Raw genomic sequence first — 25,340 nt, forward strand, 5'->3', positions numbered from 1 at the left:
ATAGGCCAGGAAATTCGTCCTGTGTCGACTTTCAGGGACTTTTATTTTCAGCCCCTGACACGGGCCCAAGTCATCACTTCGCCGGTGCGGATGCCGGAGCCGATTCGTCGGTCGCCTTGGCCTTGGCGCTGTCGAGCACCACCGCCTTGTAGCGCGTGCGCAGCGCGGCGTAGTACGCCTCGCTTTCGGCCTGCGCCCACAGCTGCGAGACCTGTTCACGGGCATTGTCCAGCGACCCGGCCTCTGCCAGATCGGCAGGCAGCACCTTGTCGATGACGGCCACGGCATACCCTTCGTCGCCCAGGTCCACCCCGATCCATGCCGGCAGCGCATCCGCCTTCGCCTTCAGCACCGCATCCACCACCGCCTGCGGCAGGTTCTGCGGCTTGACACGTGACAGCGTGACCGCAGCGGGCAGCGTGGCGGCGGTCGGCTGTGCCTTCCACTGCGCCAGACGCGCACTGCCTTCCTCACGGGCCGCCTGTGCCGCCTTCGACTGCTGCACGCTGGCACGGATCCGCTCGCGCACTTCGGCCAGGGCCTGCTTGCGCGCCGGCTGGTGCTCGGTGACACGCAGCGACAGCATCTGGTTCGTGCCGATTTCCAGCGCCAGTGCATTGCGCTTGCTGCGCAGGTTGTCGGTCAGAAAGGCCGCTTCGGCGAGCTTCGGGTTGGCCAGCACGCTGCCAGGCTCGGCCTGGAAGCCACGGGTGTAGCGCTCGGCCCGCTGGACAGTCAGCTTGAGCTGGTCGGCGACCGGCTGCAGGGTGTCTTCCTGCTCGACCAGATTGGAGAATTGCTCAGCCGCTTCCACATAGCGCTTCTGCGCCAGGGTCTTGCGCACCTCGTCCTCGATCTCGGCCCGGACCGACTCGAAACTGCGCTTCTCGCCACCCCGGACATCGTCCAGCCGGAGAATGTGGAAGCCGAAATCGCTCTCGACCACGCCACTGACCTCGCCCTTCTTCAGTGCGAAGGCCGTGTCCTCGAAGACCTTGACCATGGCGCCCCGGCCGAACCAGTCCAGATCGCCGCCCTGCACGGCAGAGCCCGGATCTTCGGAGTTCTGCTTGGCCAGCTCGGCAAATCCGGCCGGGTTCTTGCGCACTTCGGCCAGCAGCGCTTCGGCGCGGGCCTTGGCCTTGGCCTTGGCCTTCGTGTCGGCACTGGCCCCCGCATCGACCTTGATCAGGATGTGGCGTGCACGCCGCTCCTGGGGCTGCTCGTAGCGGGCGGCGTTTTCGGTGTAGTACTTGCGCAGGTCGTCTTCCGCCACGCTGATGCTCTTCGCGATGGTCGGCAGATCGAGCACCACATAGTCGAAGCTCACCGATTCGGGCGACTGCAGGCGCGCAGCGTTCTTCGGGTCGTCGTAGTAGGCCTGCAGATCGGCGTCGCTGACCTGCACCTTGGCCAGGTGGTCCTTGGCCGGGAAGGTCTGCACGCGCACTTCTCGGCGCTGGTAGAACGCATCCACCGCCGAGCGCGCCACGGCGTTCGGCACCACGCTCGTCGCGCCCACGCCCAGCAGCACCTGGTTCAGCGCCATGTCCTGGCTGAGGCGCGCGGCGAACTGCTGCGAGGTCAGGCCTTGCGCAGCCAGCAGCTCCTTGCGGACCGTGCCATCGGCATTGCGCAGGCTGGCAAATTGCGGATCGGTCTCGAACAGGCGCTTCAGGCGTGCGTCGGTCGGCACCAGATGCAGGTCACGCGCAGCCGCGAACAGCACACGCTGGCGGATCAGGTCGTCCAGCACGCGCTGGCGCACCTCGGGCGTGTCCAGCAGCTTGACGTCGACATTGGGCATCTGGCTGCGCAGGCGCTCGACCTGGTTGCGGTGGGCCTGCTCCCATTCGGCGCGGGTGATGGCCTGGCCGTCGACCTTGGCCACCTCGTCCTTGCCTTCGGAGAACTGGTCATAGCCCTGGATGCCGAACACCACGAAGGACGGCACGATCAGCAGCAGGAGCAGGAACTGCAGGATGCGGGTATGGCGACGGAAAAAATCGAACATCTGAGCTTCCTAGGGTGCACTGCCAGCAGCAGCGCCAGACACGACAAAGGCGAACCAGGGTTCGCCTTTGAAGAGAAATGACCGCAACGCATCACGGCAGACCACGTGACCGGAACCCGTGTGGTGGGTGCTGAGGGGCTCGAACCCCCGACCTACGCCTTGTAAGGGCGCCGCTCTACCAACTGAGCTAAGCACCCGGGTACCGTCCGTTCGGCAAGTCCGCAACTGTATCAGCTCAAGGCGTCGAGCAACACCTTGCCCGGACGAAACCGCGGGATGCGCGCCGCACGGATGTGGACCGGGGCGCCCGTGCGGGGATTGCGGCCCTCGCGCGCCGCCCGCGTGGAGACTGCAAAGGTACCGAATCCGACCAGCGCGACCGGCTCGCCCTTCTTCAGCGACTGCGTCACACCGGAGACCATGGCATCCACCGCGCGGGCGGCGGCGGCCTTGGAGATGTCGGCCTGCAGCGCGATGTGCTCGATCAGTTCGGTCTTGTTCACGTGGAGCCCCTGAAGCCTCGTTGGAAAGGGAGCGGATTCTAGGAGACAGGTCCGGCCAGTGGATTCAGCGCACCTTGGCCCGGATCTCGGGCAGCGCCTTCTGCAGGTAATACACCATCGACCAGACGGTGAGCACCGAGGCGACCAGGATCAGCACGGTTCCCCACTGCCGGGTGTGGACCACGCCGAACACCAGACCGTCATAGAGCAGGAACGGGATCGCCACCATCTGCGCCATCGTCTTGAGCTTGCCGATCATGTGGACGGCCACGCTGCGCGAGGCGCCGATCTGGGCCATCCACTCGCGCAGCGCCGAGATGGCGATCTCACGGCCGATGATGACCAGCGCCACCAGCGCGCCGACCCGGTCGAGCTGCAGCAGGATCAGCAGCGCCGCGCAGACCAGGAACTTGTCCGCCACCGGGTCGAGGAAGGCGCCGAACGACGAGGTCTGGTTCAGTCTGCGCGCCAGCCAGCCGTCGAGCCAGTCCGTCAGCGCCACGACCACGAACAGCACGGTCGCCATCAGATTGCGCGTCGGCATGTCGATCGGCAGCTCGTAGATGCCGACGATCAGCGGAATGGCGACGATGCGCGCCCAGGTGAGCAGCGTGGGGAGGGTCCAGAACATCCACGCATTGTGCATGGTGTAACGAAACGCCGGCGTTTTGGTCCCTCAACGCAGGGCCCGGTAGATCTCTTCTGCCAGTTCGGACGAGATGCCCTCGACCCCGACGAGGTCTTCCACTGACGCTGCAGCCACCCCGCGCACGCCCCCGAAGCGCTGCAGCAGGCGCGCCCGTTTCTTCGGCCCGACACCGGCGATGTCCTCCAGCCGGCTGCCGCCCGTGCGCACCGAGGCGCGCTTGGCCCGCATGCCGGTGATGGCGAAGCGGTGCGCCTCGTCGCGGATCTGCACCACCAGCATCAGCGCGGCCGAGTCGTGACCAAGGTAGACCTTCTCGCGCCCGTCGGCGAAGACCAGCTCCTCCAGACCGACCTTGCGCCCCTCGCCCTTTTCCACCCCGACCAGCAGCGACAGGTTCAGCCCGAGCGCCGTGAACACCTCGCGCGCCACGCCGATCTGGCCGCGCCCGCCGTCCACCAGCACCAGGTCCGGCAGGCGGCCCGTGCCCTGCTGCACGGCGTCGACCAGCTTGGCGTAGCGGCGCGTGAGCACCTGGCGCATCGCGGCGTAGTCGTCGCCGCCGGTGATGCCGGTGATGTTGTAGCGGCGGTACTGGCCGGACTGCATCTTGTGGCCCTCGAAGACCACGCACGAGGCCTGCGTCGCCTCGCCCGCCGTGTGGCTGATGTCGAAGCACTCGATGCGCAGGCCGTCCAGCCCCGCGTCGATGCCCTCGGGCGCCAGATCGAGCGCCTCGACCAGCGCCCGCGTGCGCGCCTGCTGCGAGCCCTCTTCGGACAGCAGCCGCGCCAGCGCCAGCTCCGCACCCTTGATGGCCATGTCGAGCCAGGCGCGGCGGTTCTCGCGCGGCTGGTGCTGGGCGCTGACCTTGTGGCCACGAGGATCGGTCAGCGCTGCGACCAGGCCGCGCGACACCGGGTGGCTCGTCACCAGCACCGGCGGGCAGTCGGCGCCAAGGTAGTGCTGCGCGATGAACGCATCGAGCACACGGACCTCGACCGGCAGGGCCACCTCGGCGGCCTCGCCCTCCACGGCGCCCTCCGCGCCGGTGCCCTCCTCCGAGACCTCGTCGCCGACATCGACCGCCACCGCATCCTCGACATGCGCCGGAAAGTACGCCCGGTCGCCCAGGTGCCGCCCGCCGCGCACCATCGCCAGGTTCACGCAGGCCCGCCCGCCCTGCACCTTCACGGCCAGGATGTCGGTGTCGCGGTCCTCCTGCGTGAAGACGGACTGCTGCTGCAGCACCTTGGACAGCGTGGCGATCTGGTCGCGCAGCTCGGCCGCCTTCTCATAGTCGAACGCCTCGGCGCAGGCCATCATCTGCGCCTGCAGCCCGTCGAGCACCTCCTGCGTCTGCCCGCTCAGGAAGCGCGTCGCGTTGCGCACGTCCTCGGCGTAGTCCTCGCGCGAGATCAGGTCGACACACGGTGCCGAGCAGCGGTGGATCTGGTGCAGCAGGCACGGCCGGGTGCGGTTGTGGAACACCGTGTCCTCGCAGGTGCGCAGCAGGAACACCTTCTGCATCAGCTGGATACCCTCCTTCACCGCCCAGGCGCTCGGGTACGGGCCGAAGTAGCGGTGGCGACGGTCCACGGCGCCGCGGAAGTACACGACGCGGGGGAACTCGTGCGACACGAACTTCAGGTAGGGGTAGCTCTTGTCGTCGCGGAACAAGATGTTGAAGCGCGGGTTCAGCGACTTGATGAGGTTGTTTTCCAGCAGCAATGCCTCGGCCTCGGAGCGCACCACCGTCGTCTCCATCCGCACGATCTTGCTGACCATGTGGCCGATGCGGGTGCCGCCGTGGTCCTTCTGGAAATAGCTCGACACGCGGCGCTTGAGGTGCTTGGCCTTGCCGACGTAGAGCAGGCCGCCCTCGGCGTCGAAATAGCGGTACACGCCGGGCAGCGCCGGCAGCGCGGCCACCTCGCTCAGCAGCCGCTCGCGGGCGGCGGCGGCCGGCGTTTCGAGCGCGGGTTCAGGGGTCAGGAGGGCTTCGGCCTCGTCGGGGGTCAGGCGGCGCGTCATGGTCGGCGATTGTGCCGCCACCGATAATTCCGCGATGAGCGCCGACACCAACGCAGACACCCCCTCCGCCTTTTCCTTGTCGCCCGTGCTGACGGTTCCGTCGGCGCTGCAGCGCTGGGACGTGTTCTGCCGCGTCATCGACAACCACGGCGATCTGGGCGTGTGCTGGCGCCTGGCGCGCGACCTCGCCGGACGTGGCGCGCAGGTGCGGCTCTGGGTCGACGACGCCAGCGCCCTGGCCTGGATGGCACCGGATGGCGCACCGGGCGTGCGGGTGCTGCCCTGGCGCGACCCGCTGGCGGACGAGGTGCCGGCCGACGTGGTCATCGAGGCCTTCGGCTGCGACCCGCCTGCGGCCTATGTCAGCCGCATGGTCAGCGCCGCCGAGACCGGCACGGCGCCACTGTGGATCAACCTCGAATACCTCAGCGCCGAGCCACACGTCGAGCGCCTGCACGGACTGGCCTCGCCGCAGTGGAGCGGGCCGGGGCGCGGTCTGACCAAGTGGTTCTTCTACCCTGGCTTCACGGCCGCCACCGGCGGCCTGCTGCGCGAACCCGGCCTGCTCGCCCGCCGCGACGCCCACCACCCGGCCACCACCCTGACACGCCTGGGCATCCACCTCGGCGCCGACGACCACCCCGACCATGCGCTGATGCTGCTGTTCGGCTACACGCAGCCGCTGCTGGCGGCCTGGCTCGACCTGCTGGCCGATGCGCCCCATGCGCGCGGCGACCGGCGCGTGCGCACCACGCTGCTGGTCACGCCCGGCTTCAGCGCGCAGCAAGTGCGCGCCTGGCTGCACCAGCGCGGCGCCACCGGCCCCGGCCCGGTGGTGGGCGCGCTGCGGCTGCACTTCCTGCCACACGTCACGCAGGTCGAGTTCGACCGCCTGCTCTGGGCCAGCGACCTCAACCTCGTGCGCGGCGAGGACAGCCTGGTGCGCGCGCTCTGGGCTGGCCAGCCGCTGCTGTGGCAGCTCTACCCGCAGGACGATGGCGTGCACGCCGACAAGCTCTCGGCCTTCCTGGACGTGGCCCTCGACCGGGCACCACCCGCGCTGGCCGCACCGCTGCGGGCGATGGCTCGGCTGTGGAATGGCGCAGGAGATCCCGCCGATCTGCCACGCACCTGGGCGGCGCTATGGCCGGCACTGCAGCAGGCGTGGGGCGCGGACACCGCCAGGCGCCAGCGCCGCTGGGCCGAGCAGCCGGACCTCGTCAGCAGCCTGCTCGCCTGGGCCGAGGCCAGGCAGTCGGGCGGGCTGGGCTAGAATCGAGGGCTTTGCGGTGTGGCGGCTTGCTCACCGCCCCTCACGCACCCTTTAGACCGACACCGAGTCCTCCCGCCGGGACATCGGTCTCCAACGGAAACTCACCCATGAAGATCGCTCAGGAAATCCGCGCCGGCAACGTCATCATGCACGGCAAGGACCCGATGGTCGTGCTGCGCACCGAATACAGCCGCGGCGGCCGCAACAGCGCCACCGTGCGCATGAAGCTCAAGAGCCTGCTGAACAACTCCGGCACCGAAGTCGTCTTCAAGGCCGACGACAAGATGGACCAGATCATCCTGGACAAGAAGGAGTGCACCTACTCCTACTTCGCCGACCCGCTCTACGTGTTCATGGACGGCGAGTACAACCAGTACGAAGTCGAAGCCGAGAACATGGGCGACGCGCTGAGCTACCTCGAAGACGCGATGCCGGTCGAAGTGGTGTTCTACGAAGGCAAGGCGATCTCGGTCGAACTGCCGACCTCGCTGGTGCGCGAAGTCACCTGGACCGAGCCGGCCGTCAAGGGCGACACCTCGGGCAAGGTTCTGAAGCCCGCCAAGATCTCGACCGGCTTCGAGATCCCGGTGCCGATCTTCGTGGCCCAGGGCGACAAGATCGAAATCGACACCCGCACGCACGAGTACCGCAAGCGCGTCTGATCCGACGCCGCGACATCGCGAAACCGGATACCAAGACGGCCCTGCGGGGCCGTTTTTCATGGGGAAATGCGCAAAAATAGCAACATCAAACCACCCAACCGACTGCCCCCGTCAGAGTGGGTCTACTCGTTCTTCGAGATGTCGACCGAGCGCCTGACGGGTCTCACGCTGCAGGTGGGCGCCCTCGGCGGTCCGCACAACAGCCAGATGCTGGCACCGGATGCAGGCCCGGGCACCGACTATTTCACCAGCTGGAACCTGCGCCTGACCTTCGCCCAGGCGGGCAGCTACCAGTTGGCAGCGGACGCCGCCATCACCCAGGACAAGATCGTGCGGCGCGGGGACACGCACGGCACCCGTGAATGCATCGGCTTCGACAACTCGCTGCAGTGCAGCCACTGGACATTCACCGACCGCCTCCACGAAGACAGCGCCTGGACTGAGGTCACCAGTGCCACCAGCCTGCCGATCCAGGTGCAGGTGCAGGCGGTACCCGAGCCCGCCACGCTGGCCCTGTGGCTACTGGGCGGCGGGCTGCTGGGCTGGCGGCGGACGACAAGCGGCAGTTCGGCGAGTCACCCTCGGCCACGCTGAAGAGCGCCCTCTGCCCTCAACGGGCTTGCGCCAGCGCCATCCGGTGCTTCAACTCCGGCAGCAGATCCCGCGCGGCCGCTTCCCCTGCCGCCTGCACCTGCACGAAATAGCGCGTCCAGGGGCTAGTGTCGTGTCACAGCTGACTTGACGGACAGCCTGCGCGAACACATCACCGTCATGCCCGCGAAAGCGGGCACCCACGCAGGGACATGACCGTCTTTGGCGGGCGTAGATCCTCGCATTCGCGAGGATGACGGCACTTGGGGTGCGACAGTGGATCGTTGACGCAACACTAGGCCGCCCGCACTTCGCAGGGCAGACCCAGACCCAGACCGATGCGCGCCATCACGTCGCCCGCCAGGGCCGGCTCCACACCGGGCGCCAGTTGCAGATGCTGCATGACATCGGCCTGGGTGATGCTGGCCATGCCGTGCAGCGTGGACCAGATGAACAGGGCCTGGCGGTCAACATGCGCCGGGGCGTCGGGCTGGTCGCGGTGCAAGGCGCGCAGGCTCTCGCGCAGCAGGTCGAAGGCATGCACGGCGTGCTGCACCAGCTCGGGGTGCTGCGCCGGCTCGGGCCAGGGCGTGCCGAACATCAGGCGGTATTCGAGCGGCTTCTCGCGGGCGTAGGCCAGGTAGGCGTGTCCCATGGCCTCCAGATCCGCCTCGGGCTGGCCAGTGCGGGGGCGCCCGTCCAGGTGCCGGGCGAAGTCGGCGAAACAGCGGCGCATGATCTCGGCCAGCAAGTGGTCGCGGCTCTCGAAGTGGCGGTAGGGCGCCTGGTGCGAAATGGCCAGCTTGCGCGCCACGTCGCGCATGCTCAGGCTTTCCACGCCGTGTTCGGCGATCACCTCGCGTGCCGCCTGCACGCAGGCTTCCTTGAGCGACGGAGCAGGGACAGATTTTTTGTTCATGGGTGCATATTCTGCCTGAGCCGCAGTCAGTAGTTGACAGCGTCTACATGGCTCCAGCACACTGGTTGACACCGTCAACTCAAGAGTCCGACCATGTCCCCTACGTGGCCCTCCCCCTTCCTGGCGCTGCACCGCACGCTGAGCGCACGCCAGCCGCTGCTCACCTGGTTCGCGTGGCTGATGGTGGCGTGCATGGTGCCTGCCGCCGGCCTGCTGGTGCTGGACGATCGCATCTGGCGCGACGTGGCCATCTGGGCCAAACCCTTGAAGTTCATGGCGTCCACGGCCCTGTTTGCGGCCACCACTGCCTGGTGCGTGGGTCTGCTGCCCGAGGCGCGGCGCGGCAGCCGCACGGTGCGGGCGCTGGTCTGGACGGTGGTGCTCACATCGAGTTTCGAGGTCGGCTACATCAGCCTGCAGGCCGCCCTGGGCGAGGGCTCGCACCACAACGTGGGCGATCCGCTGCACGCGGCGCTGTTCGGTCTGATGGCCGTGGCGGCGGTGATGCTGACGGCGACCCAGGCGGTGCTGGCCTGGCTGATCGCACGCCACAGCGCGGACCGGGCCAGCACGCTGACCCGGTCGGTGGTGATCGGTCTGGTGCTGACCTTCGTGCTCGCCACCGTCAGCGGCTTTCTGCTTGGCGGTCAACAGCCCCCGGCCGGCACAGGACTGCCCTTGGTGGGCTGGCACCTCGGCGGGCCCGACGCACGGCCGGCGCATTTCCTGGGCGTGCATGCCCAGCAGTTGCTGCCGCTGGCGGGCTGGATGCTGCAGCAGGGGCGTTTTCAGCGCCCCGATGTCTGGCTCACGGCGGGGACGGTCGGCTATGTCGGGCTGTGGGCTGCGCTGATGCAGGCGGCGCTGGCGTAGCCCTCAATCTTCCCGGACGCTGACCTCGAACATCACCTGCACCTCCTCCGCCCCGCTGGCCTGGCACTTGAAGCGCCGGGCCGCCTGCGTGACGAGGCGGTGGTATTCCTTCGGGCCGGACAGCGGCGTGACGTCGACGATCTGGCTGCCCCGCACCAGCATGCGCACGCGCACGACGCCGGTGATGCCGTAGCGGTCGAACGCGCCAGCCATCGCGTTCTGCATGGTGTCGACGTAGCCCGGACAGGCCAGCCCGACGTCGACACGGGCCGGCGGGGCGGGTGGCGCAGGCGGCACCGGGGGGGCCGGCGGCGCGGGCGGCGCGGGGGGTGGTGGCGGCTTGATCTCAAGCTGCTTCGGCGGCGGCTCGGCCTGCACCGCCTGGATCGCGGGGGCGGGGGGTGTCGGCGCCGGGGTCACCTCAGGTGGCGGCACGTAGGCCTTGGGGGCGGGGGCCGGCGGCGGGGGCGGGGCGTCCTGCAGTTTCACCACCTTCGGCGGTGGCGGTGGCGGTGGCGGCGGGGGGGGCGGAGGTGGTGGTGGCGGTTTCACCTCGTCGAGGATCGCCATCTCGATCGGCTCGCGCACCACGTCGATCGCCTTGCGCGCCAGCCCCGACACCAGCGCCCAGCCGACCAGCACATGCAGCCCGACCACTGCGCTCACGCCAATCCAGCGCGGTGCGCCGGCTTTCGGATCGAACTCCGGCAGGCTGCCCGGCCTCACTGAAACTGCTCCCCACCAACCACGCCGAGCTTGCGCAGGCCGAGCTTCTGCGCCGACACCATCACCGCGGCAAACGTGTCATAGCGCGACTGTGCATCCGGACGGATGTGGATCTCGGGCGGCTCGGCCTGCGCGGCGACGGCCTGCAGCTTCTCCTCCAGCGCCGCCCGGTCGGCCAGCGCCACGCCCTGCCAGTACACGACGTTGGCCGGGTCGATGTCGATCTTCACCACCTCGGGCGGCACGGCGTTGACCGGCGGTTTGCCAGTCGGCAGGTTCAGGTCGGTCGAGTGCAACTGGATCGGGATCGTGATGATGAGCATCACCAGCAGCACCAGCATCACGTCGATCAGCGGCGTGGTGTTGATCTCCATGATCGGCTCGGGATCGCTGCCGGGGGCCAGCCCGTCGCCGGGGCCGAGGTTCATCGCCATGGGGTGTCTCCTGGGCTGTGCGCCGGCTTCAGTTCAGTTCAGCGCCGGCGGCTCGGTGATGAACGACACGCGCGCGATCCCGGCCCGCTGACACGCCAGCACCACCCGCCCGACCGGCGCGTACACCGCCGCACGGTCGCCGCGGATGTGGACCTCCGGCTGCGGCGACTGCACCGACACCTTCTTCAGCCGCTCGACCAGCGCCTCGGCGTTCGGCAGCGGCGTGTCGTGCCAGTAGACCACCCCGCGCGCATCGACCGAGAGCACGATGTTCTCCGGCTTGCTCTGGCGCGGGTTCAGGCGCTCCTGCGGCAGATCGACCTTGACCGAGGTCGTCACGACCGGGATCGTGATCAGGAAGATGATGAGCAGCACCAGCATCACGTCCACCAGCGGCGTGGTGTTGATGGTGGCCATCACCTCGTCGTCGCCCGCCGGGGCGTCGAACGGGCCGGGTGGCAAGGCCATCTCAGCCCTTGGACGGCGAGGCCGGCGCAGCCTTCGCCGACGCCTGCGCCAGCAGCACCGCGTGCAGGTCTGCCGCGAAGCCGCGCACCTCGTCCATCACCGCCTTGTTGCGCCGCACCAGCCAGTTGTAGCCGAGCACCGCCGGCACCGCGACCGCCAGCCCGATGGCGGTCATGATCAGCGCCTCGCCCACCGGCCCGGCCACCTTGTCGATGCTGGCCTGCCCGGCCACGCCGATGGCGGTGAGCGCGTGGTAGATGCCCCAGACGGTGCCGAACAGGCCGACGAACGGCGCGGTCGAGCCGACGGTGGCCAGGAAGGCCAGGCCGTTCTGCAGCCGGCCCTGCACCCGCTCGATGGCGCGCTGGATCGACATCGTGATCCAGGTGTTCAGGTCGATCTGGCCGAGCAGGCCGGCGTGCTTGAGCGAGGCATCGGCACCCGCCTGGGCGATGAAGCGGAAGGGGCTGCCGGCGGCCAGCGTGTCCACGCCCTGCGCGACGCTGGCCGCTGTCCAGAAGGCCTCAGTCGCCTTGGCCTGCGTGAGCATGCGCCGCTGCTCGATCCACTTGACGACGAGCAGGTACCAGCTGCCCACCGACATGATGACCATGACCAGCAGCACGGCCTTGGCGACGAGATCCGAGCCGCTCCAGAGCGCGGCCAGGCCGTAGGGATTGCTTGCGTCCACCGAATGCTCTCCAGAGTCTTGTGGTCCTGTGCGAATGCGGCGCGACTATAGGCCATCCCGGCCGGGTCAGTGCTGGTGCTGCTGCATGGCCGGCCTGGCGTTTAGGGCACGCACCTCGGCGCTCACATCCACCTGGATCCGCTTCTTGTCCTTGCCTTCGAGCACCAGCGTCAGCGGCACCTTGTCGCCCGCGTTCAGCGGCTTGACCACGTCGATCAGCATGACGTGGTAGCCGCCCGGCTTCAGCTCCAGCGTCTTGCCCGGGACGATGTCCAGACCAGGCACCGCCTGCATCATCATGCGGTCCCCTTCCATGCGCATCTCGTGGATCTCGACGATCTTCGCCGCGCCGGACCTGGCCTCGACCAGCCGAACGGCTTCGGTGGTGGTCAGTTGCATGAAGGCGCCGGTGGCCTTCTGGCTCGCCACGGTGCCACGGACCCAGGGCTCCTTGACGGTCACCTGGGCGTGTGCAGCGGTGACGCTGGCCAGGGTCAGCGCAGCAAAAGCGGTGGTGGTCAGGATCGAACGAGAAAACTTCATGGGGAACTCCTTCAGTGGGGAAAACTCAGGTCAAAACGAAAAGTGGGTGAGACAGCGCAACGGACAGCGCATGGTCGGAACTGTCTCATGCGGCCCGGGCATGGGCGGCACTGGTGCGGCTGCGCGTCATGCCGGCTGGCATCTCGCCCGCCCGCAGGTGCATCAGCGGCCCGATCTGCACCGACCGCTGCGGCTCGGCATCGCCACCGGACGCGATGAGCCCGCTGCGGCGCAGGCTGGAGAGCACCCGCGAGGCCGTCTCGGGCGCGGTGTCGGTCAATGCGGCGATGTCGCTCAGGCGCGGCAGTTCGCAGGACATCGGCTCGTCCGCCATGCGTTCGTGCTGCGCCAGCATCAGCAGCAGCGCCCGGATTCGCTCGGACGCAGGACCGAAGCGCAACCGCCCCTGTTCCGCGGCGCGGCGGTGGCTGGCCGCAAGTTGCCGGATCAGCAGTTCCTGCCGCAGCCCCTCCGGCACCACACCCAGCGGGGCGATCACCGTCTCGACGATCGCACGGCAGCAGGTGCTCTGTGGCTGGCCGATCAGGTGCTCGACGCCGAGCAGATCACCGGGCAGCGCGAGGTGCAGCGCACTGTCATCGCCTGCCGGCAGGTCCAGCCGCATCGCCCCGGCCACGACCACGAACGGCCACTGGAAACGTCCAGCCCGGAACACCAGCGCTCCGCGGCGGAACCGCTCGCGCTCCGGGCTGCACCAGGCCAGCAGGTCGTCGTGGCGGGCAGAAGAAACAGGGCTGGAGATCGTGATCATGTCGGGATCCTCGAAACAAGCGTCGGAAGTGTCGGAAGCGTCGGGGGGCACCGCGGGCGCGGTCGTCAGTGGGCCTTGTGCTGGCCGTGGCCTTGGGCGGCATCACTGGCGGGCGGGTGCTGGCCATGCGCGTCCATGCGGACGATGCCGTCGAAGGTGGCGAACTTGGCGCGCTGTGCCGCGGGCAGCTTCGCTTCGGCGGCGGCCAGATCCCGGGCCAATGCCTGCGCGTCCGTGGCATTCAGGCCGGCGTCCTGCAGTGCGGGCGCGTGGCGGATGCCATCCCCCGCGCACAGCACGACACGCCAGCTCCCGTCGCCGTTGCGCGCCATCAGCGCACGGCCGCCGCGCTCGCCCTGCGTCCAGCCCGCCACCGCATGGGCGCCGCGCAGCACGACCGGCGCGACCTGCAGGCGCGCCTCGGGCTTGTCCCAGGTTTTCATCATCACGCGGCGGATGGCATGGGCGTCATCGGCCGCATGGACGGCGACCGGGGACAGCAAGGCGACGATCAGGGCGGCGGCAGGCACCAAGCGGCTCAGGTTCACGTTCAGGTTCAGGTTCAGCATGGGGATCTCCGGAAACAACGGGGTGATGACACAAGGTGAGGTCATCGTGGAAACGAGGCCTGCGTGATCAGGCGCAGCCCGACCCAGCGCAGCGTGCGTTCGGCGCCTCGCTCGGCGCCGGCCTCGGCGATCACGCGCCAGCCTTCGGACGGCTGCAGCGCAACGCTGCCGGCGAGCCGGTGCATCGGCTGGTTCGTGGCGAGACCGGCGTCCAGGGCCACGCCAGTGGCGCCCGGTCCTTCGAGGCGGTGGCGGGCGACCAGCCGCTCGGCGCGCAGTCCAAGCTGCCAGCGGGCATCCAGCGACCAGACGGCGTCGAGCCAGCCGCCCGTGGTGCGACCGCGGTAGGCCGCCGACCCGCTCATGGAATCCAGCGTGCCGCGCTCCTGCTGCGACAGGCCCGCCAGCGTCAACGTCAGCGGCAGGTCGTGCGGCGTCCAGCGCAGGCTCGCCCCGAGCACCACGCTGCGCCCGTCGAAGCAGGTGACGCCGACCAGGCTGCGGGCGCAGTCCGGCTGCGCGTGGGTGTGTCCGGCCGTGGAACTCGCCGCGTAGGCGCCGCGCGACCGAGGCGCCAGCCGCGTCGCGAAGCCGTCGGCGGTCCACTCGCCCTGTCCTGCGCGCAGGTGCAGGCTCGGCGCCACCGCGGCGTCGGCCGAGCCGGGAAAAGCCTTCGCGCGCCACAGGCCGACGCCCACGGTCTGCAGCCCGTCGTCCTGCCCATCGCCACGGCGCCAGCGCAGGTGAATCCCGTCGTCGATCCAGTCGCTATCGGACACCGCGCGTCGGATCAGTGGCGTCTGCGCATGACGGTCGAGGTGACCGGCCTCCGTCAACGCAGCCCCCATCGGCATCGCCATGCGTCCGGCCGACAGGCCGATCTGGTCATCGCCGACAAGGTAACGCGCCTCGCCGGTGGCGGCTTCGACGTGGGCGGCGCCCTGACCGTGCCAGCCCACCGCCAGCCGTGCGCCGAGCTGCACGCCGCTGGCGGTGTCCGCACGGAACGCCCCGCCCGCCATCGCATGTTCGACATGCAGGCCGCGCCGGTCATCCACCGTCTGCCCGCTGCCCAGCACACCAGACCAGCGCGGCATCGGCCAGGACGACTTCGCTTCTATGGCGGAGAGGGCCGCCGCCGCGTTCAGCCGCCAGCCGGCCGTCCCGGGCATGGTGTCTTCCTCGGCCTCGTGGGCGCGGACAACGCCGCTGCCCAGGACACCCGCCGCGATCAGCACGGACACCAGGACACCAAGCGGCCCGCCGCGCAGGATTCGGTTGTTGCACATCGGGCGCCTCATTGGAACGGGTCCGAGAAACGCGGATCGGTCAGCAGATCCTCGTCGGTGAGCGTCTTCAGGAAGGCCACCAGGTCGGCCTTGTCCTGCGCGGTCAGGCTGATCGCGGCGACCAGGTCGCTCTTGAACGGGTTGTTGCGGCCGTCGCCCGCGTGCGGACCGCTGGTGATCACGCGCCCGCCCGCAGCGTAGAAATCGAGCACCTCTTCCAGCGTCGCGATGCTGCCGTCGTGCATGTAGGGGGCCGTCACCGCGATGTTGCGCAGCGTCTGCGCGCGGAACTTGCCCATGTCCTCGGGCTTGCCGCTGAGTTCCAGGATGCCGCGGTTCGGGAACGGAAACTCGCCACGGCCGTCGATGTTGTAGAGCCCCGTGTTGTGGAAGGGCGTGTCCACCAGCCGCAGGCCGAGGTGGCGGGTCTGGTCATTGAAGTTGAAGCTGCCGTGGCAGTGGAAACACTCCGCCTTCTCGCCGTTGAACAGGTTCAGGCCGCGGGTCTCGGCCGCCGTGAGCAGCACCTCGCCGCGCTGCGCCCGGTCGAAGCGGCTGTTGACGGACAGGATCGAACGCTGGAATGCGGCGATCGACTTGATGATGTTGTCCCAGGTGACCGGCTGCGCCTGGCCGGCGTAGACGCTGGCGAAGCGGGCCGGGTAGTCGGCGTCGGCGCGGATGCGGTCCAGCACCTCGGCCTGGTTGCGGTCGTTGACGCCCATCTCGACCGGGTTGTCGCCGAACAGCGGCGCCAGCATCTGCCGCTCCAGGTCGGTGAGCGAGAAGTTGGCCCAGGTCAGCGTGGCGTTGTAGGCGACATTGGCGAGCGGCTGGGCGTTGCGCGGGTGGGCCTCGCCGGTCGAGCCGAGCGAGGTGGTCCGGCCATCGGTGAAGGCGAGCGACTGCAGGTGACAGCTGACGCAGGCCTGGGTGCCGTTGCCCGACAGACGCTTGTCGTGGAACAGGAATCGACCCAGTTCGACCTTGGCGTCGCTCATCGGGTTGTCGTCCGGCACCACCGGCACCGGGAATCCGGCCGGCAGGCGCCAGGTCCAGGACGAGGTGCTCAATCCCGTGTCGATGGCCTGCGTGCCGCCCCCGCCACAGCCGGACAGGCTGGCCACAAGGACCAGCGCCAGCGTGGCGGGGCGCACGCAAGCCACCTTGAGTCGGTTCAGCAGGCGGCTTGCAGCAGTCATGGGGCAGTCGCTCCGCGGGTCACTTGGCGATGGCGCGGAAGATGGTGCCGCCCGACTTGGCACCGGTGAGCGCGGTGAACATCGCCGGGCACTGCGGATCGTCGGCGGCCGACATGCAGCCTGCGGCGGTGCTGACGGTGTTCTGCGTCGCGTTGTTGCCGGCGAACAGCGCCTGCAGGTCCATCGTGATGCGCTGGCTGGTCGGGTTGAACGCGGCGATCGTCACCGGCACCTGGTTGTTCGTGCTGCAGGTGTAGCCGCCCGTAGCCGTGGCCGCCGCATCCGCCACACAGCCGGTGTTGCCCAGGTGGTAGACGAAGGCGTTGGTGTTGGCGACGTTGGTGGTGACACCGGCCGTCGTCGTTGTGGCCTGTGCGCCCGCGGCGGTGATGGTCTGCACGCCGCCGGTGTAGGTGCCGGCCGTCGTGGCGTTCTCGGGGCTGAGTTCGATCTTCAGGAACTTGCGGCCCGCCTGCCATGACCAGGCCATGCCGGGCACGCTGGCGTCGATCGGCTTGGGCGTGGTGGCCAGCGCGGGATTGGTGTGGTTGAGCGCGTTGGGCACGCCCAGCACGAAGGACACGCCGACATAGGTGCCGCTGGGGACATTGCCGGTGAGCTTGGTGTTGGTGCCGCCGGTGGCGCCGCCGTTGGTGCAGGTGCCGTCCTCGAAGTCGATCAGCGCCAGCGAGTCGGTGCCGGCATTGGCCTGCCAGGTGCTCTCGTCGAGCGTGACGGCCACGGCGGTGCCGTCCGCCTTCAGCAGCTTGACGTTCGAGACGTAGAAGCGCAGGTCGGTGAGCTTGGCGTTGACCGCCGCGCCGCCGCGGGTGGCGATGCCGTTGACCTGCGTGTCCGCGCACTTGCCGATGTTCAGCACCGTGCTGCCGACGGTGGCGGCGAAGTCGATGGAGACGCTCTGCGTGGTGGTGGTCGGGGTGGTGGCCGTGGTGTCGTCACCGCCGCCGCAGGCGGTCAGTGCGGCAACAGCGAGCAGGGCAATCGGGAAACAGATCGGGAAACGGAATTCACGGGCGAAAGCGAACGAAGTCATGGTCGTATCCAGACAGGAGATGAGAAGCGGAATGCAGGAAATGCAGCCAGCCATGCCGCGCGGCCGAAGCCCGCCCACTCCTCACGGAGCAGACAGCGTTCGACAACGGGATGACAGACGGTGAAGCGGCGGGACGGAGAACCCGTCAGGCGGACAGCGGAGGTGCTCGGGGAGGGATCTGTGGCCCGACGGGGCGGGGGCGCGGCGCGCGCAGCGGCTCTTCCACCGGGCGCAGGCGCAGCACCGGCCGGTCGAAATCAGCCCGGCGATCCGGTGTCGGCACGTCCACCTGCAGCACGGACACCACGCAGGCGGCGCAGTGCACACCGCCCATGACATCGCCCGGGAGGGCCCGGTCTTCCCCGCGGTCGCGGCTCGACACCGAACAGACCTCGACCATCATTGCCGCACGCACTGGATCGGCGGCGGCGATCAGCCGCGACAACGTCGGCAGGCACGCCGCGACCAGGAGCAGCCAGCAGGCCATCCGGGTCAGTCGTGCCAATGAACGTCGAGGCAATGTCATCCGATGATTATCCAGAAAATTAATACCCGATGACAACACATGCTGAATTTTATTGACTGTTAAACAACAAAAGACAACACTTGTGCGCCCATGCTGCAACCAGTCTCACACGGATCCAAGCGATGAAGACGTTTTTCAAACCCGCGCGCCGCCAGTGCCTGGTGACAGCCATGGCCCTGGCCCTGCCCGGCACGGTGCTGGCCCATGACTTCAAGGCCGGCGACATCGTCATCGACCACCCGTATGCCACGCCCTCGCTGCCGGGCGCCCGCACGGGGGCGGTCTACTTCCGTGGCCTGCGCAACACCGGGCGCCTGCCGGATCGCCTGGTCGGTGCGCGCACCGCCGCAGCGGGCTCGGTCGAGGTGCACCGGATGGTCATGGACGGTGATGTCATGCGCATGGGGGCACTGGACACGCTGGCCATTCCTGCAGGTGGAGCGCTGCCGTTTCGACACGGCGGGCAGTACCACCTGATGCTGCTGGACCTGAAGTCACCGCTGGTGGCCGGTGACCGCTTCAAGCTGACACTGCGCTTCGAGCGCGGGGGCGAGCAGGAGGTGACAGTCTGGGTGCAGCAGCCACGCGAACGCGACGGCAGCCACCGGCACTGACCAGATCAGGGGCCAGGGCCAGGGGTCAGGCTTGGGCGGGAGGCGCCCGGGATGGCGCAGACGGCCAGACGGGCGCACGTCCAGGTGGCAGCAGCGACGCCGTGGTGGGCCGCAGGTGCGGGGCCGGCGGGGCATGGTCCGCGCGGCGATCGGACTCCGGCCAGGCGACGGCCATGGCAGCGGAGAGGCACAGCAGGCAGTGCGCACCACCGGCGGCCTCCGGCCCGGACGAGTCGGACAACGGCTGCACCAGCACGGCCATGCTGGCCGAGCAGATCTCGGCCAGCGCAGCAGCACGGACCGGATCACTCGCCGCCAGCAGGCGCGACGCCGTCGGCGCGACCGCCACGGCCAGCAAGGCCGCGAAGGCCAGCCAGACGAAGCGCATCAGGGAACGACGGACGAGGTGCATCCCGGCACTGTAGCGGGGCGGCCCGCCGAAGGCAACGCCAGCGGTCAGAACCGCCAGTTCACCCCGACCTGCAGCGCCCGCCCCTCGGCGCTGGCGTAGCGCGGGTCATACCCGAGCATGTGCGCCCCCACCGTGCGCAGGGTCAGCGGCGGGCGGCGGTTGAACACATTGCGCAGCCCGATCGACACCTCGGCGCTGCGGGTCGGGCGCCAGGTGCTGGTCCAGTCGACCGTCCAGTGCGCGGCGACGCGGCGCTGCACAGCGGTGCAGGTCAGCCCGTCCGGCGTCGTGACGGCGCAGTCGTTCTCGCTCTGCGGCTGGTCGGCGTAGCCATTGCGCCAGTGGAGCCGGGCCTGGTGCGACCAGCCGCCCCGGTCCAGCGTGGACGACAGTGCCACGATGTGCCGGAACGCCACCCGGTCGTCCACCCCGAAGCGGTTCAGGCTGGAGGCCCAGCGGGTGTCGTCGCCAGGCACCGTGTAGCGCGAACGCAGCAGCCAGGTGCCCTGCAGTTGCTGCGTCCAGCGCCCGACCGGCGAGCCGTGGCGCCAGGCGGCACGCCAGTCGATGCCCTGCGCCTCGATGCGGCCGATGTTGACGGGCAACAAGCGCACGGCCAGCGCATCGGCCCCGGCCGATGCCTTGTACTTCGTGGTGTACAGCGCCGCGTAGCGCACGGGATCCGCCAGGATCAGCCGCTCGCTGACGGCCTGCACCGCGTCCCGCACCTGCACCGACCACAGATCCGCCCCGACGCTGAGCGATCCGGCCGGCTCGAACGCCCCGCCCAGCGACCACTGCCGCGAACGCTCCGGACGCAGGGCTGCATTGCCGCCCTTGACCGCCTCGACCTGGTTCGCGCCTGGCCAGCACAGCGCCGCATAGGGGTGATCGGCCAACCCGTTGGCCGCCGTGAAGGGACAGGCATAGGCGCCGGCCGTGACGCCGGCGTCCTCCTGGGTGCGGGTGATCTGCAGCAGGTCGGGCGCACGGAAACCGGTGCCCGCCGACGCACGCCACAACAGCCCGGGCCGCACCTGCCAGCGCCCGCTGAGCTGCGAGGTGAACTGGCCCGCCGTGTGGCCGATGCGCAGACCGCGCAACCGGTCGTGCGCAGCGCCGAGGTGGTCATAGCGCAGCGCGCCGGTCAGGTTGACCGCCGGGGTGACTGGCAGCAGCAGCTCGGTGTAGGCGCCCAGGGTGTCACGCTGGACATCGTGCGCCTGCTGCACATCGCCGGACAGCAAGGCACCGCTGCGCGCCACGTCCGACAGGGTGCGCCGCCACAGCGTGCGGCGCCACTCGCTGCCCACACCCCACTGCGCCGGGCCACCGGGCAGCGTGAACGGCTCGGTGGTGGCGCGCAGCTCGGCGCCGAAGAGGTCGCTGCGTGTGGTGTCGTAGCGGCCCTGCACCCCGGCGCCGGCCAGCGCCGCTTGCCCGGCCGCGCTCTGCTGGCCGGGTGTGGCGAAGGGGTCGATCCGCCCATCCGCCACCGCCGCCATGAAGGGCTCGCCGAGCAGCCAGCCGCTGCCGTGGTCCTGGCGCTGTTCGCGGGTCGACCAGGTGAGCGCGGACCGCAGGTGCCAGCCCCCCGTGTCGCCCTCGACCCCGGTGCTCAGGTGCAGCGCGTCGTTGGTGTAGTCCACCACACGGCCGCCAAGCTCCTGCAGGCGGTAGTAGGCGGTCGCGCCGCTCAGTCCTGCGCGCTGTTCGTCGGTCAGCCAGGGCTGGATGTGGGAGGTGAATGCAGCGGAGTCGGTCGCCACCGCCACGTCCGCGGGATACGGCGCCAGCCTGATGCGGGTGCGCGAGCGGGCCAGCAGCGCGTCGCCGCGCCAGTCGAAGCCCGACGTGCCCAGCCGCAGCACGCCGCTGGCCATCAGGCTGCCACGCTCGACCTGCGGCTGGTCGACGACCGAGGCGGCGTAGTCGAAGTAACACAGCCCCCCGGCGTCCAGGTGTGCGCCCGGACACTGCCCGCTGGCCTGCAGGCCGGGGTTCAGGTAGACCGACTGCGCATCGCCCGCGGCGTCGGTGTAGTCGACGGCCACGTTGGCGGGTGCGCCACGCAGCGAACCGTTGAAGAACAGCCGCTCCTGGCCCGACGGGTCACGGAAGCGGATCAGGCCGCTGGCCGACACGCGGCGGTCGCTGGCCTGCCGCGCGCGGGCACGGTCGAGGCTGGCCACCCAGGTCAGCGCATGGCCGTCCCGCGCGAGGTCGCCCAGCCCCTGGCCGAGGGCGAGCTGCCAGCCGCCGCCGCCCGGACCCTGCGGCGCCGTGACGCGGGTGTTCACGAACAGCGGCGTCTCGTCTTGCCGCAGGATCAGGTTCACCACGCCGCCGATCGCGTCCGCGCCGTAGACCGCCGAGGCACCATCGCCCAGGATCTCGATGCGCTCCAGCGCCGCCAGCGGCAAGGTGCCGAGGTCGACCACCGAGCCACCATCGCTGGAGGCCATGCGCTGCCCGTTCAGCAGCACCAGCGTGTACTGGGCGCCCAGGTTGTGCAACGAGACGCTGGTGATGCCGTTGCCGTCGTTGCCGACACTCTCGGTGAGCGCCTGGTGGCCTTGCGCCATCGGCAGCCGCTGCAGCAGCTCGGCCACCGAGGTGGCGCCGGATCGTTCCAGTTCAGAACGGCCCATGACCTGCAGTGGCAGGCCGGCATCGGTGATGCTGCGGCGCAGCTGGCTGCCGGTCACCTCGACCCGCGGCAGCGCCTCGGCGGGTTGCGCCGTGGCACCTCCCGCTTGCGCCGCCCCTCCCAACACCACACCGGCGACGAGTATCCGGCTGCGTTCCCAATGCCCGGCCTTCGGAGCGGCACGCCCCCGAGGTCTGCTGTTCATGTTGCTGCTTTCTGAAGTTTTGTAGCGAAAAACTTCAGATTATGAACAAACCGTTCAGCTTATTTGAATAAACGCGCCATCCTCAGCGCCACATCGGCAACCAGGGCACGCGCCAGCATCTGCTTGTCGCAGCGGCTGCCGTCCTCGGGCAGCGCGCGGGCGCCGTCGGCATCGACCAGCAGCAGCGCGTTGTCGTCGCGGCCGAAGGTGGCCGGGCCGAGGTTGCCGACGATCAGTGGCACCTTCTTGCGCAGCAGCTTCTCGCGGGCGTGGTGTTCGAGCTTCTCGCTCTCGGCCGCAAAGCCGACGCAGTAGGGACGGTCCGGCAAGGCGGCCACGGCGGCGAGGATGTCGGGGTTCTCGCTGAGCTCGAAGGTCGGCGCGATCTTCTTGCCGTCCTTCTTGATCTTGTGCGCGGACAGGCTGGCCGGGCGCCAGTCGGCCACCGCGGCCGTGGCGATGAAGAGGTCGTGCAGCGGCGCGGCCGGCAGCACGGCGTCGTGCATCTGCTGCGCCGAGCGCACGTCGATGCGGCGCACGCCGCGCGGCGTGTCCAGGTGCACCGGGCCGGCGACCAGCGTCACCTCGGCGCCGGCTTCGCGGGCCGCGCGGGCCAGCGAGAAACCCATCTTGCCGCTCGACAGGTTGGTGATGCCGCGCACCGGGTCGATCGCCTCGAAGGTGGGGCCTGCCGTGATCAGCACGCGCTTGCCGGCCAGCGGCTTGGGCGACAGCGCAGCGATCAGATCCTCGACGATGGCCTCGGCCTCGATCATCCGGCCATCGCCGATCTCGCCGCAGGCCTGCGCGCCCGCCTCCACGCCCAGCACCAGCGCGCCGTCGGCCTGCACCTGCGCCACATTGCGCTGCGTGGCGGGGTGCGACCACATCTCGCGGTTCATCGCGGGGGCGAGGATCAGCGGCACCGGGCGCGCGTCGGCTGCGCCGCTGGCCAGCGGGCGCGCCAGACAGGTCAGGCTCAGCAGGTCGTCGGCCCGCCCCTGCGCCAGTCGGGCGATGAAGTCGGCGCTGGCCGGGGCGATGACCACGGCGTCCGCACCGCGGGTCAGGTTGATGTGGGGCATGCCGTTCGGTTCGCGGGCATCCCAGGTGTCGGTGGTGACGGGGTGGCCGGACAAGGCCTGCAGCGTCTCGGTGGTGATGAAGCGCTGCGCGCCGTCGGTCATCGCCACATGCACCTCGGCACCGGCCTTGACCAGCAAGCGCAGCAGCTCGGCACTCTTGTAACAGGCGATGCCGCCAGTGAGGCCCAGCACAAGGCGGCGGCCGGCGAGATCGGGGCGGGAACGCAGGGTTTCAGTCATGGGCGGGGAGTCTAAACGGCCCTTTCGCACACCGTGTCCGGGTTCGACCCTGCGCCCCATCCGGGTGCAGCAACGGCGAGACAATGCGGCCCATGCGCACCTTCACCGCCCTCCCGCTGCCCTTCCCGCTGCTGCTGATCGCCAGCGCCGTCCACGCCCAGACCGCGGCCCCCGCCACCGCGCCCGGCACAGAACCCGTGACCCCCACGGCCCCCTCCGCGACACTGGAACGAGTCGAGATCCGCCGCACGGCGCCGTCCGACACCGTGCAGCGCCAGCAGTCCACCGCCGCCAAGACCGTGGTCGGCCGCGAGGAGATCGAGCGCATGGGCGACGCGACGGTCAGCGAAGTGCTCAAGCGGCTGCCCGGCGTGACGCTGGACGGCGGGCGACCCGGGCGGGGCGGCAACGTGCGCATGCGCGGACTGGGCAGCGGCTACACGCAGATCCTGCTCAACGGCGAGCGCATGCCCTACGGCATGTCGCTGGACGCGCTCACGCCCGACCAGGTCGAGCGCATCGAGGTCACCCGCGGCCCCACCGCCGAGACCGGCGCGCAGGCCATCGCCGGCACGATCAACATCGTGCTGCGCGAAGCGGTGCGCCAGCGGCTCAACAACGTCCACCTGCGCCTCGGCCACGACAACGGGCTGTGGACACCGGACCTGAGCTGGACCCGCGCCGACCAGCAGGAAGCGTTCAGCTACAACCTCTCGGCCAACCTGCGCAGCGGACGTGACAGCGACCACGCCGACGTCCGCACCGTGGAAACCCGGCTGGCCGATGGCAGCACGGTGCTGGACGAGCAACGCCTCACCGACGAAGCCTCGCGCCGCCAGACCCTCCACGCCGGCGGGCGCATGCAATGGCGCCTCGGCGCGGGCGAGACCTTCGCGCTGATGCCCTTCGTGATCCTGTCCGAGTCGCGCAGCCAGAGCACGCAGACGCTGCAGTCGCTGACCCCGACCGCCGTGCCGGACTACGCCACCGCCGACCAGGCCGGCACGGGCCGCTTCGCGCTCGGACGGCTCAACGCCCAGTGGCAGACCCGCCTCGACAACGGCCTGCGCCTGGAGCTGAAGGCCGGCGGCAGCCTGAGCCGTTCAGCGGGGGACAGCGTGCGCAACGAGCGCGATGGCAGCCGTGCCGTGCTGCGCCGCGTCGACGACGAGCGGGCGGGCGAAGACCGCGGCCTGAGCACGGGCGGCAAGCTCAGCCGCACCGCGGCCGACGGCGCGCACCTGCTCTCGCTCGGCTGGGAAGCCGAGCACAACCGCCGCGACGAGACCCGCACCACGCTGGAGACCAGCGCCACCGGCACCCGCTCGCTCAACGGCGAAGTCGGCGACACGCTGCAGGCACGCACGCTGCGCACCGCGCTGTGGGCACAGGACGAGTGGACGCTGACACCGCAGTGGTCGCTGCAGGGCGGCCTGCGCTGGGAGGCGATCGACACCACCAGCGACGCCGCCGACGGCCGGATCAGCAGCAGCAGCCGTGTGCTGACGCCGCTGTTCCACGCCGCCTGGAAGCCGGTGGAAGGCGGCAAGGACCAGGTACGCCTGAGCCTGACACGCAGCTACCGCGCACCGACCCTCACCAACCTGATCGCCCGCCGCAGCGAAGCCACCGGCACCAACCTCGAAACCAACCCCGACCGCGCTGGCAACCCGCAGCTCCAGCCCGAGCTGGCCACCGGGCTGGACCTGGCGTTCGAGCACTACCTGTCAGCCGGCGGCGTGCTCAGCATCGGCGTGTTCGAGCGCCGCATCGACCAGCTCATCCGCCCGCAGACCACGCTGGAGACGGTGGGCGGTGTGTCACGCTGGGTGTCGCGCCCGCAGAACATTGGCGACGCAGTGACCCGCGGCGTCGAGCTGGAAGCGAAGTTCCGGCTGAGCGAGGTGATGACTGCGGATGCGCCGCCGGTGGAGCTGCGCGCCAACGTGAGCGCCTTCCGCTCGACCGTGCACAGCGTCAGCGGGCCGGACAACCGCCTCGACCGGCAACCCGACTGGAGCGCGAACCTGGGCGGTGACTGGCGCCTGCGCGGTCTGCCGCTGACGCTGGGGGCCAGCGTGAACTTCACGCCCGGCTACGCCATCCGCCTGAGCGAGCAGCAGCGCAACACCGTGGACACGCGCCGCGTGATCGACGCCTACGCGCTGTGGCGGTTCTCACCCGAGCTGCAGCTGCGCGCCTCGGTGAGCAACGCGCTGCCGCTGGACAACGTCAGCAGCAGCACCGTCACCACCGCCACCACGCAGCAGGTGGCCACCAGCAGCAACCCGAGCACCACCGCCTGGGCACTGCGGCTGGAGATGAAGCTCTGACCCTGGCGCCGC

25 protein-coding genes and 1 tRNA gene are annotated in these 25,340 nt (G+C 69.7%); 6 read left to right on the plus strand and 20 right to left on the minus strand.

Going from position 1 to position 25,340, the window contains the following annotated elements; translation table 11 throughout:
- Window positions 1-73: 73 nt before the first annotated feature.
- From U5O44_RS05325 to uvrC, 5 genes are all read right to left on the minus strand, one after another.
- Entirely contained in the window at window positions 74-2,014 is a 1,941-nt protein-coding gene (locus tag U5O44_RS05325; RefSeq protein ID WP_322587426.1) for a SurA N-terminal domain-containing protein, read from the minus strand.
- A gap of 121 nt (window positions 2,015-2,135) precedes the next feature.
- Window positions 2,136-2,211 (minus strand) — tRNA-Val (locus U5O44_RS05330).
- Window positions 2,212-2,244: 33 nt separating this feature from the next.
- Complete coding sequence (locus U5O44_RS05335) at window positions 2,245-2,517, minus strand: HU family DNA-binding protein (RefSeq protein WP_322587427.1); 273 nt, start codon at window positions 2,515-2,517, stop codon at window positions 2,245-2,247.
- 64 nt (window positions 2,518-2,581) lie between these two features.
- Complete coding sequence (gene pgsA / locus U5O44_RS05340; RefSeq protein ID WP_322587428.1) at window positions 2,582-3,148, minus strand: CDP-diacylglycerol--glycerol-3-phosphate 3-phosphatidyltransferase; 567 nt, start codon at window positions 3,146-3,148, stop codon at window positions 2,582-2,584.
- Between the two features lie 45 nt (window positions 3,149-3,193).
- Entirely contained in the window at window positions 3,194-5,197 is a 2,004-nt protein-coding gene (uvrC, locus tag U5O44_RS05345; protein ID WP_322587429.1) for an excinuclease ABC subunit UvrC, read from the minus strand.
- A gap of 34 nt (window positions 5,198-5,231) precedes the next feature.
- Between uvrC and earP the strand changes: the two genes are divergently transcribed.
- The 3 genes from earP (at window position 5,232) to U5O44_RS05360 (ending at window position 7,726) form a co-directional block, all read left to right on the plus strand.
- Window positions 5,232-6,470, plus strand: coding sequence for an elongation factor P maturation arginine rhamnosyltransferase EarP (earP, locus tag U5O44_RS05350; protein ID WP_322587430.1), 1,239 nt, complete (start codon window positions 5,232-5,234; stop codon window positions 6,468-6,470).
- 107 nt (window positions 6,471-6,577) lie between these two features.
- The gene (gene efp, locus U5O44_RS05355; RefSeq protein WP_322587431.1) at window positions 6,578-7,132 is read left to right on the plus strand and encodes an elongation factor P; all 555 of its coding nucleotides are present in this window, start codon (window positions 6,578-6,580) and stop codon (window positions 7,130-7,132) included.
- Between the two features lie 138 nt (window positions 7,133-7,270).
- Entirely contained in the window at window positions 7,271-7,726 is a 456-nt protein-coding gene (locus U5O44_RS05360; RefSeq protein WP_322587432.1) for a PEP-CTERM sorting domain-containing protein, read from the plus strand.
- A 292-nt stretch (window positions 7,727-8,018) separates the two neighbouring features.
- Here U5O44_RS05360 and U5O44_RS05365 read toward each other — a convergent pair whose 3' ends face one another.
- Window positions 8,019-8,642, minus strand: coding sequence for a TetR/AcrR family transcriptional regulator (locus U5O44_RS05365; protein WP_322587433.1), 624 nt, complete (start codon window positions 8,640-8,642; stop codon window positions 8,019-8,021).
- Between the two features lie 93 nt (window positions 8,643-8,735).
- On the opposite strand from U5O44_RS05365, the gene U5O44_RS05370 reads away from it, so the two are divergent.
- Window positions 8,736-9,515, plus strand: coding sequence for a hypothetical protein (locus U5O44_RS05370; RefSeq protein WP_322587434.1), 780 nt, complete (start codon window positions 8,736-8,738; stop codon window positions 9,513-9,515).
- Between the two features lie 3 nt (window positions 9,516-9,518).
- Here U5O44_RS05370 and U5O44_RS05375 read toward each other — a convergent pair whose 3' ends face one another.
- The 11 genes from U5O44_RS05375 to U5O44_RS05425 form a co-directional block, all read right to left on the minus strand.
- A complete protein-coding gene (locus U5O44_RS05375; RefSeq protein WP_322587435.1) occupies window positions 9,519-10,241 on the minus strand; it encodes an energy transducer TonB in 723 nt (240 codons plus the stop codon).
- Window positions 10,238-10,675 (minus strand): ExbD/TolR family protein, encoded by a 438-nt coding sequence (locus tag U5O44_RS05380; protein ID WP_322587436.1) that lies wholly within the window; start codon window positions 10,673-10,675, stop codon window positions 10,238-10,240. Before U5O44_RS05380 ends, U5O44_RS05375 begins: the two co-directional genes overlap by 4 nt.
- A 33-nt stretch (window positions 10,676-10,708) precedes the next feature.
- On the minus strand, window positions 10,709-11,143 hold the full coding sequence (locus tag U5O44_RS05385; protein ID WP_322587437.1) for an ExbD/TolR family protein: 435 nt from the start codon (window positions 11,141-11,143) through the stop codon (window positions 10,709-10,711).
- A 1-nt stretch (window position 11,144) separates the two neighbouring features.
- A complete protein-coding gene (locus tag U5O44_RS05390; protein WP_322588468.1) occupies window positions 11,145-11,870 on the minus strand; it encodes a MotA/TolQ/ExbB proton channel family protein in 726 nt (241 codons plus the stop codon).
- Between the two features lie 30 nt (window positions 11,871-11,900).
- Window positions 11,901-12,377, minus strand: coding sequence for a copper chaperone PCu(A)C (locus U5O44_RS05395; protein ID WP_322587438.1), 477 nt, complete (start codon window positions 12,375-12,377; stop codon window positions 11,901-11,903).
- Window positions 12,378-12,462: 85 nt separating this feature from the next.
- Window positions 12,463-13,149, minus strand: coding sequence for a Crp/Fnr family transcriptional regulator (locus U5O44_RS05400; protein WP_322587439.1), 687 nt, complete (start codon window positions 13,147-13,149; stop codon window positions 12,463-12,465).
- 65 nt (window positions 13,150-13,214) lie between these two features.
- Window positions 13,215-13,718 (minus strand): copper uptake system-associated protein, encoded by a 504-nt coding sequence (locus U5O44_RS05405; protein WP_322587440.1) that lies wholly within the window; start codon window positions 13,716-13,718, stop codon window positions 13,215-13,217.
- 41 nt (window positions 13,719-13,759) lie between these two features.
- The gene (locus tag U5O44_RS05410) at window positions 13,760-15,007 is read right to left on the minus strand and encodes a hypothetical protein (RefSeq protein ID WP_322587441.1); all 1,248 of its coding nucleotides are present in this window, start codon (window positions 15,005-15,007) and stop codon (window positions 13,760-13,762) included.
- A gap of 8 nt (window positions 15,008-15,015) precedes the next feature.
- On the minus strand, window positions 15,016-16,209 hold the full coding sequence (locus tag U5O44_RS05415) for a methanobactin export MATE transporter MbnM (protein ID WP_322587442.1): 1,194 nt from the start codon (window positions 16,207-16,209) through the stop codon (window positions 15,016-15,018).
- Window positions 16,210-16,228: 19 nt separating this feature from the next.
- Complete coding sequence (locus U5O44_RS05420) at window positions 16,229-17,263, minus strand: MbnP family copper-binding protein (RefSeq protein WP_322587443.1); 1,035 nt, start codon at window positions 17,261-17,263, stop codon at window positions 16,229-16,231.
- Between the two features lie 145 nt (window positions 17,264-17,408).
- Window positions 17,409-17,750, minus strand: coding sequence for a DUF2946 family protein (locus U5O44_RS05425; protein WP_322587444.1), 342 nt, complete (start codon window positions 17,748-17,750; stop codon window positions 17,409-17,411).
- A 161-nt stretch (window positions 17,751-17,911) separates the two neighbouring features.
- Between U5O44_RS05425 and U5O44_RS05430 the strand changes: the two genes are divergently transcribed.
- Entirely contained in the window at window positions 17,912-18,403 is a 492-nt protein-coding gene (locus U5O44_RS05430; protein WP_322587445.1) for a copper chaperone PCu(A)C, read from the plus strand.
- Between the two features lie 25 nt (window positions 18,404-18,428).
- Here the strand turns inward: U5O44_RS05430 and U5O44_RS05435 are convergent, their stop codons facing one another.
- From U5O44_RS05435 to coaBC, 3 genes are read right to left on the minus strand one after another with little or no spacing between them, the layout of a single operon-like run.
- Window positions 18,429-18,815, minus strand: a complete 387-nt coding sequence (locus tag U5O44_RS05435) for a DUF2946 family protein (protein WP_322587446.1) — start codon at window positions 18,813-18,815, stop codon at window positions 18,429-18,431.
- 44 nt (window positions 18,816-18,859) lie between these two features.
- Complete coding sequence (locus U5O44_RS05440; protein WP_322587447.1) at window positions 18,860-21,670, minus strand: TonB-dependent receptor domain-containing protein; 2,811 nt, start codon at window positions 21,668-21,670, stop codon at window positions 18,860-18,862.
- Between the two features lie 59 nt (window positions 21,671-21,729).
- Window positions 21,730-22,995, minus strand: coding sequence for a bifunctional phosphopantothenoylcysteine decarboxylase/phosphopantothenate--cysteine ligase CoaBC (coaBC, locus tag U5O44_RS05445; protein ID WP_322587448.1), 1,266 nt, complete (start codon window positions 22,993-22,995; stop codon window positions 21,730-21,732).
- 92 nt (window positions 22,996-23,087) lie between these two features.
- On the opposite strand from coaBC, the gene U5O44_RS05450 reads away from it, so the two are divergent.
- On the plus strand, window positions 23,088-25,328 hold the full coding sequence (locus U5O44_RS05450; RefSeq protein WP_322587449.1) for a TonB-dependent receptor plug domain-containing protein: 2,241 nt from the start codon (window positions 23,088-23,090) through the stop codon (window positions 25,326-25,328).
- Window positions 25,329-25,340 lie beyond the last annotated feature (12 nt).

The sequence above is a fragment of the Sphaerotilus sp. genome (genome assembly GCF_034519685.1).
Lineage (GTDB): Bacteria > Pseudomonadota > Gammaproteobacteria > Burkholderiales > Burkholderiaceae_C > Sphaerotilus.

Excerpts from the sequence above, each read along its gene's own strand:
- U5O44_RS05430 (WP_322587445.1), top strand. The coding sequence starts at position 17,912 with ATGAAGACGTTTTTCAAACCCGCGCGCCGCCAGTGCCTGGTGACAGCC.
- U5O44_RS05420 (WP_322587443.1), bottom strand. The coding sequence starts at position 17,263 with ATGACTTCGTTCGCTTTCGCCCGTGAATTCCGTTTCCCGATCTGTTTC.
- U5O44_RS05450 (WP_322587449.1), top strand. The coding sequence starts at position 23,088 with ATGCGCACCTTCACCGCCCTCCCGCTGCCCTTCCCGCTGCTGCTGATC.
- U5O44_RS05370 (WP_322587434.1), top strand. The coding sequence starts at position 8,736 with ATGTCCCCTACGTGGCCCTCCCCCTTCCTGGCGCTGCACCGCACGCTG.
- U5O44_RS05425 (WP_322587444.1), bottom strand. The coding sequence starts at position 17,750 with ATGGCCTGCTGGCTGCTCCTGGTCGCGGCGTGCCTGCCGACGTTGTCG.
- earP (WP_322587430.1), top strand. The coding sequence starts at position 5,232 with ATGAGCGCCGACACCAACGCAGACACCCCCTCCGCCTTTTCCTTGTCG.
- U5O44_RS05360 (WP_322587432.1), top strand. The coding sequence starts at position 7,271 with ATGTCGACCGAGCGCCTGACGGGTCTCACGCTGCAGGTGGGCGCCCTC.
- pgsA (WP_322587428.1), bottom strand. The coding sequence starts at position 3,148 with ATGTTCTGGACCCTCCCCACGCTGCTCACCTGGGCGCGCATCGTCGCC.
- U5O44_RS05415 (WP_322587442.1), bottom strand. The coding sequence starts at position 16,209 with ATGACTGCTGCAAGCCGCCTGCTGAACCGACTCAAGGTGGCTTGCGTG.
- U5O44_RS05365 (WP_322587433.1), bottom strand. The coding sequence starts at position 8,642 with ATGAACAAAAAATCTGTCCCTGCTCCGTCGCTCAAGGAAGCCTGCGTG.
- U5O44_RS05325 (WP_322587426.1), bottom strand. The coding sequence starts at position 2,014 with ATGTTCGATTTTTTCCGTCGCCATACCCGCATCCTGCAGTTCCTGCTC.
- U5O44_RS05385 (WP_322587437.1), bottom strand. The coding sequence starts at position 11,143 with ATGGCCTTGCCACCCGGCCCGTTCGACGCCCCGGCGGGCGACGACGAG.
- U5O44_RS05380 (WP_322587436.1), bottom strand. The coding sequence starts at position 10,675 with ATGGCGATGAACCTCGGCCCCGGCGACGGGCTGGCCCCCGGCAGCGAT.
- coaBC (WP_322587448.1), bottom strand. The coding sequence starts at position 22,995 with ATGACTGAAACCCTGCGTTCCCGCCCCGATCTCGCCGGCCGCCGCCTT.
- efp (WP_322587431.1), top strand. The coding sequence starts at position 6,578 with ATGAAGATCGCTCAGGAAATCCGCGCCGGCAACGTCATCATGCACGGC.
- U5O44_RS05405 (WP_322587440.1), bottom strand. The coding sequence starts at position 13,718 with ATGCTGAACCTGAACCTGAACGTGAACCTGAGCCGCTTGGTGCCTGCC.
- uvrC (WP_322587429.1), bottom strand. The coding sequence starts at position 5,197 with ATGACGCGCCGCCTGACCCCCGACGAGGCCGAAGCCCTCCTGACCCCT.
- U5O44_RS05400 (WP_322587439.1), bottom strand. The coding sequence starts at position 13,149 with ATGATCACGATCTCCAGCCCTGTTTCTTCTGCCCGCCACGACGACCTG.
- U5O44_RS05440 (WP_322587447.1), bottom strand. The coding sequence starts at position 21,670 with ATGAACAGCAGACCTCGGGGGCGTGCCGCTCCGAAGGCCGGGCATTGG.
- U5O44_RS05435 (WP_322587446.1), bottom strand. The coding sequence starts at position 18,815 with ATGCACCTCGTCCGTCGTTCCCTGATGCGCTTCGTCTGGCTGGCCTTC.
- U5O44_RS05410 (WP_322587441.1), bottom strand. The coding sequence starts at position 15,007 with ATGTGCAACAACCGAATCCTGCGCGGCGGGCCGCTTGGTGTCCTGGTG.
- U5O44_RS05395 (WP_322587438.1), bottom strand. The coding sequence starts at position 12,377 with ATGAAGTTTTCTCGTTCGATCCTGACCACCACCGCTTTTGCTGCGCTG.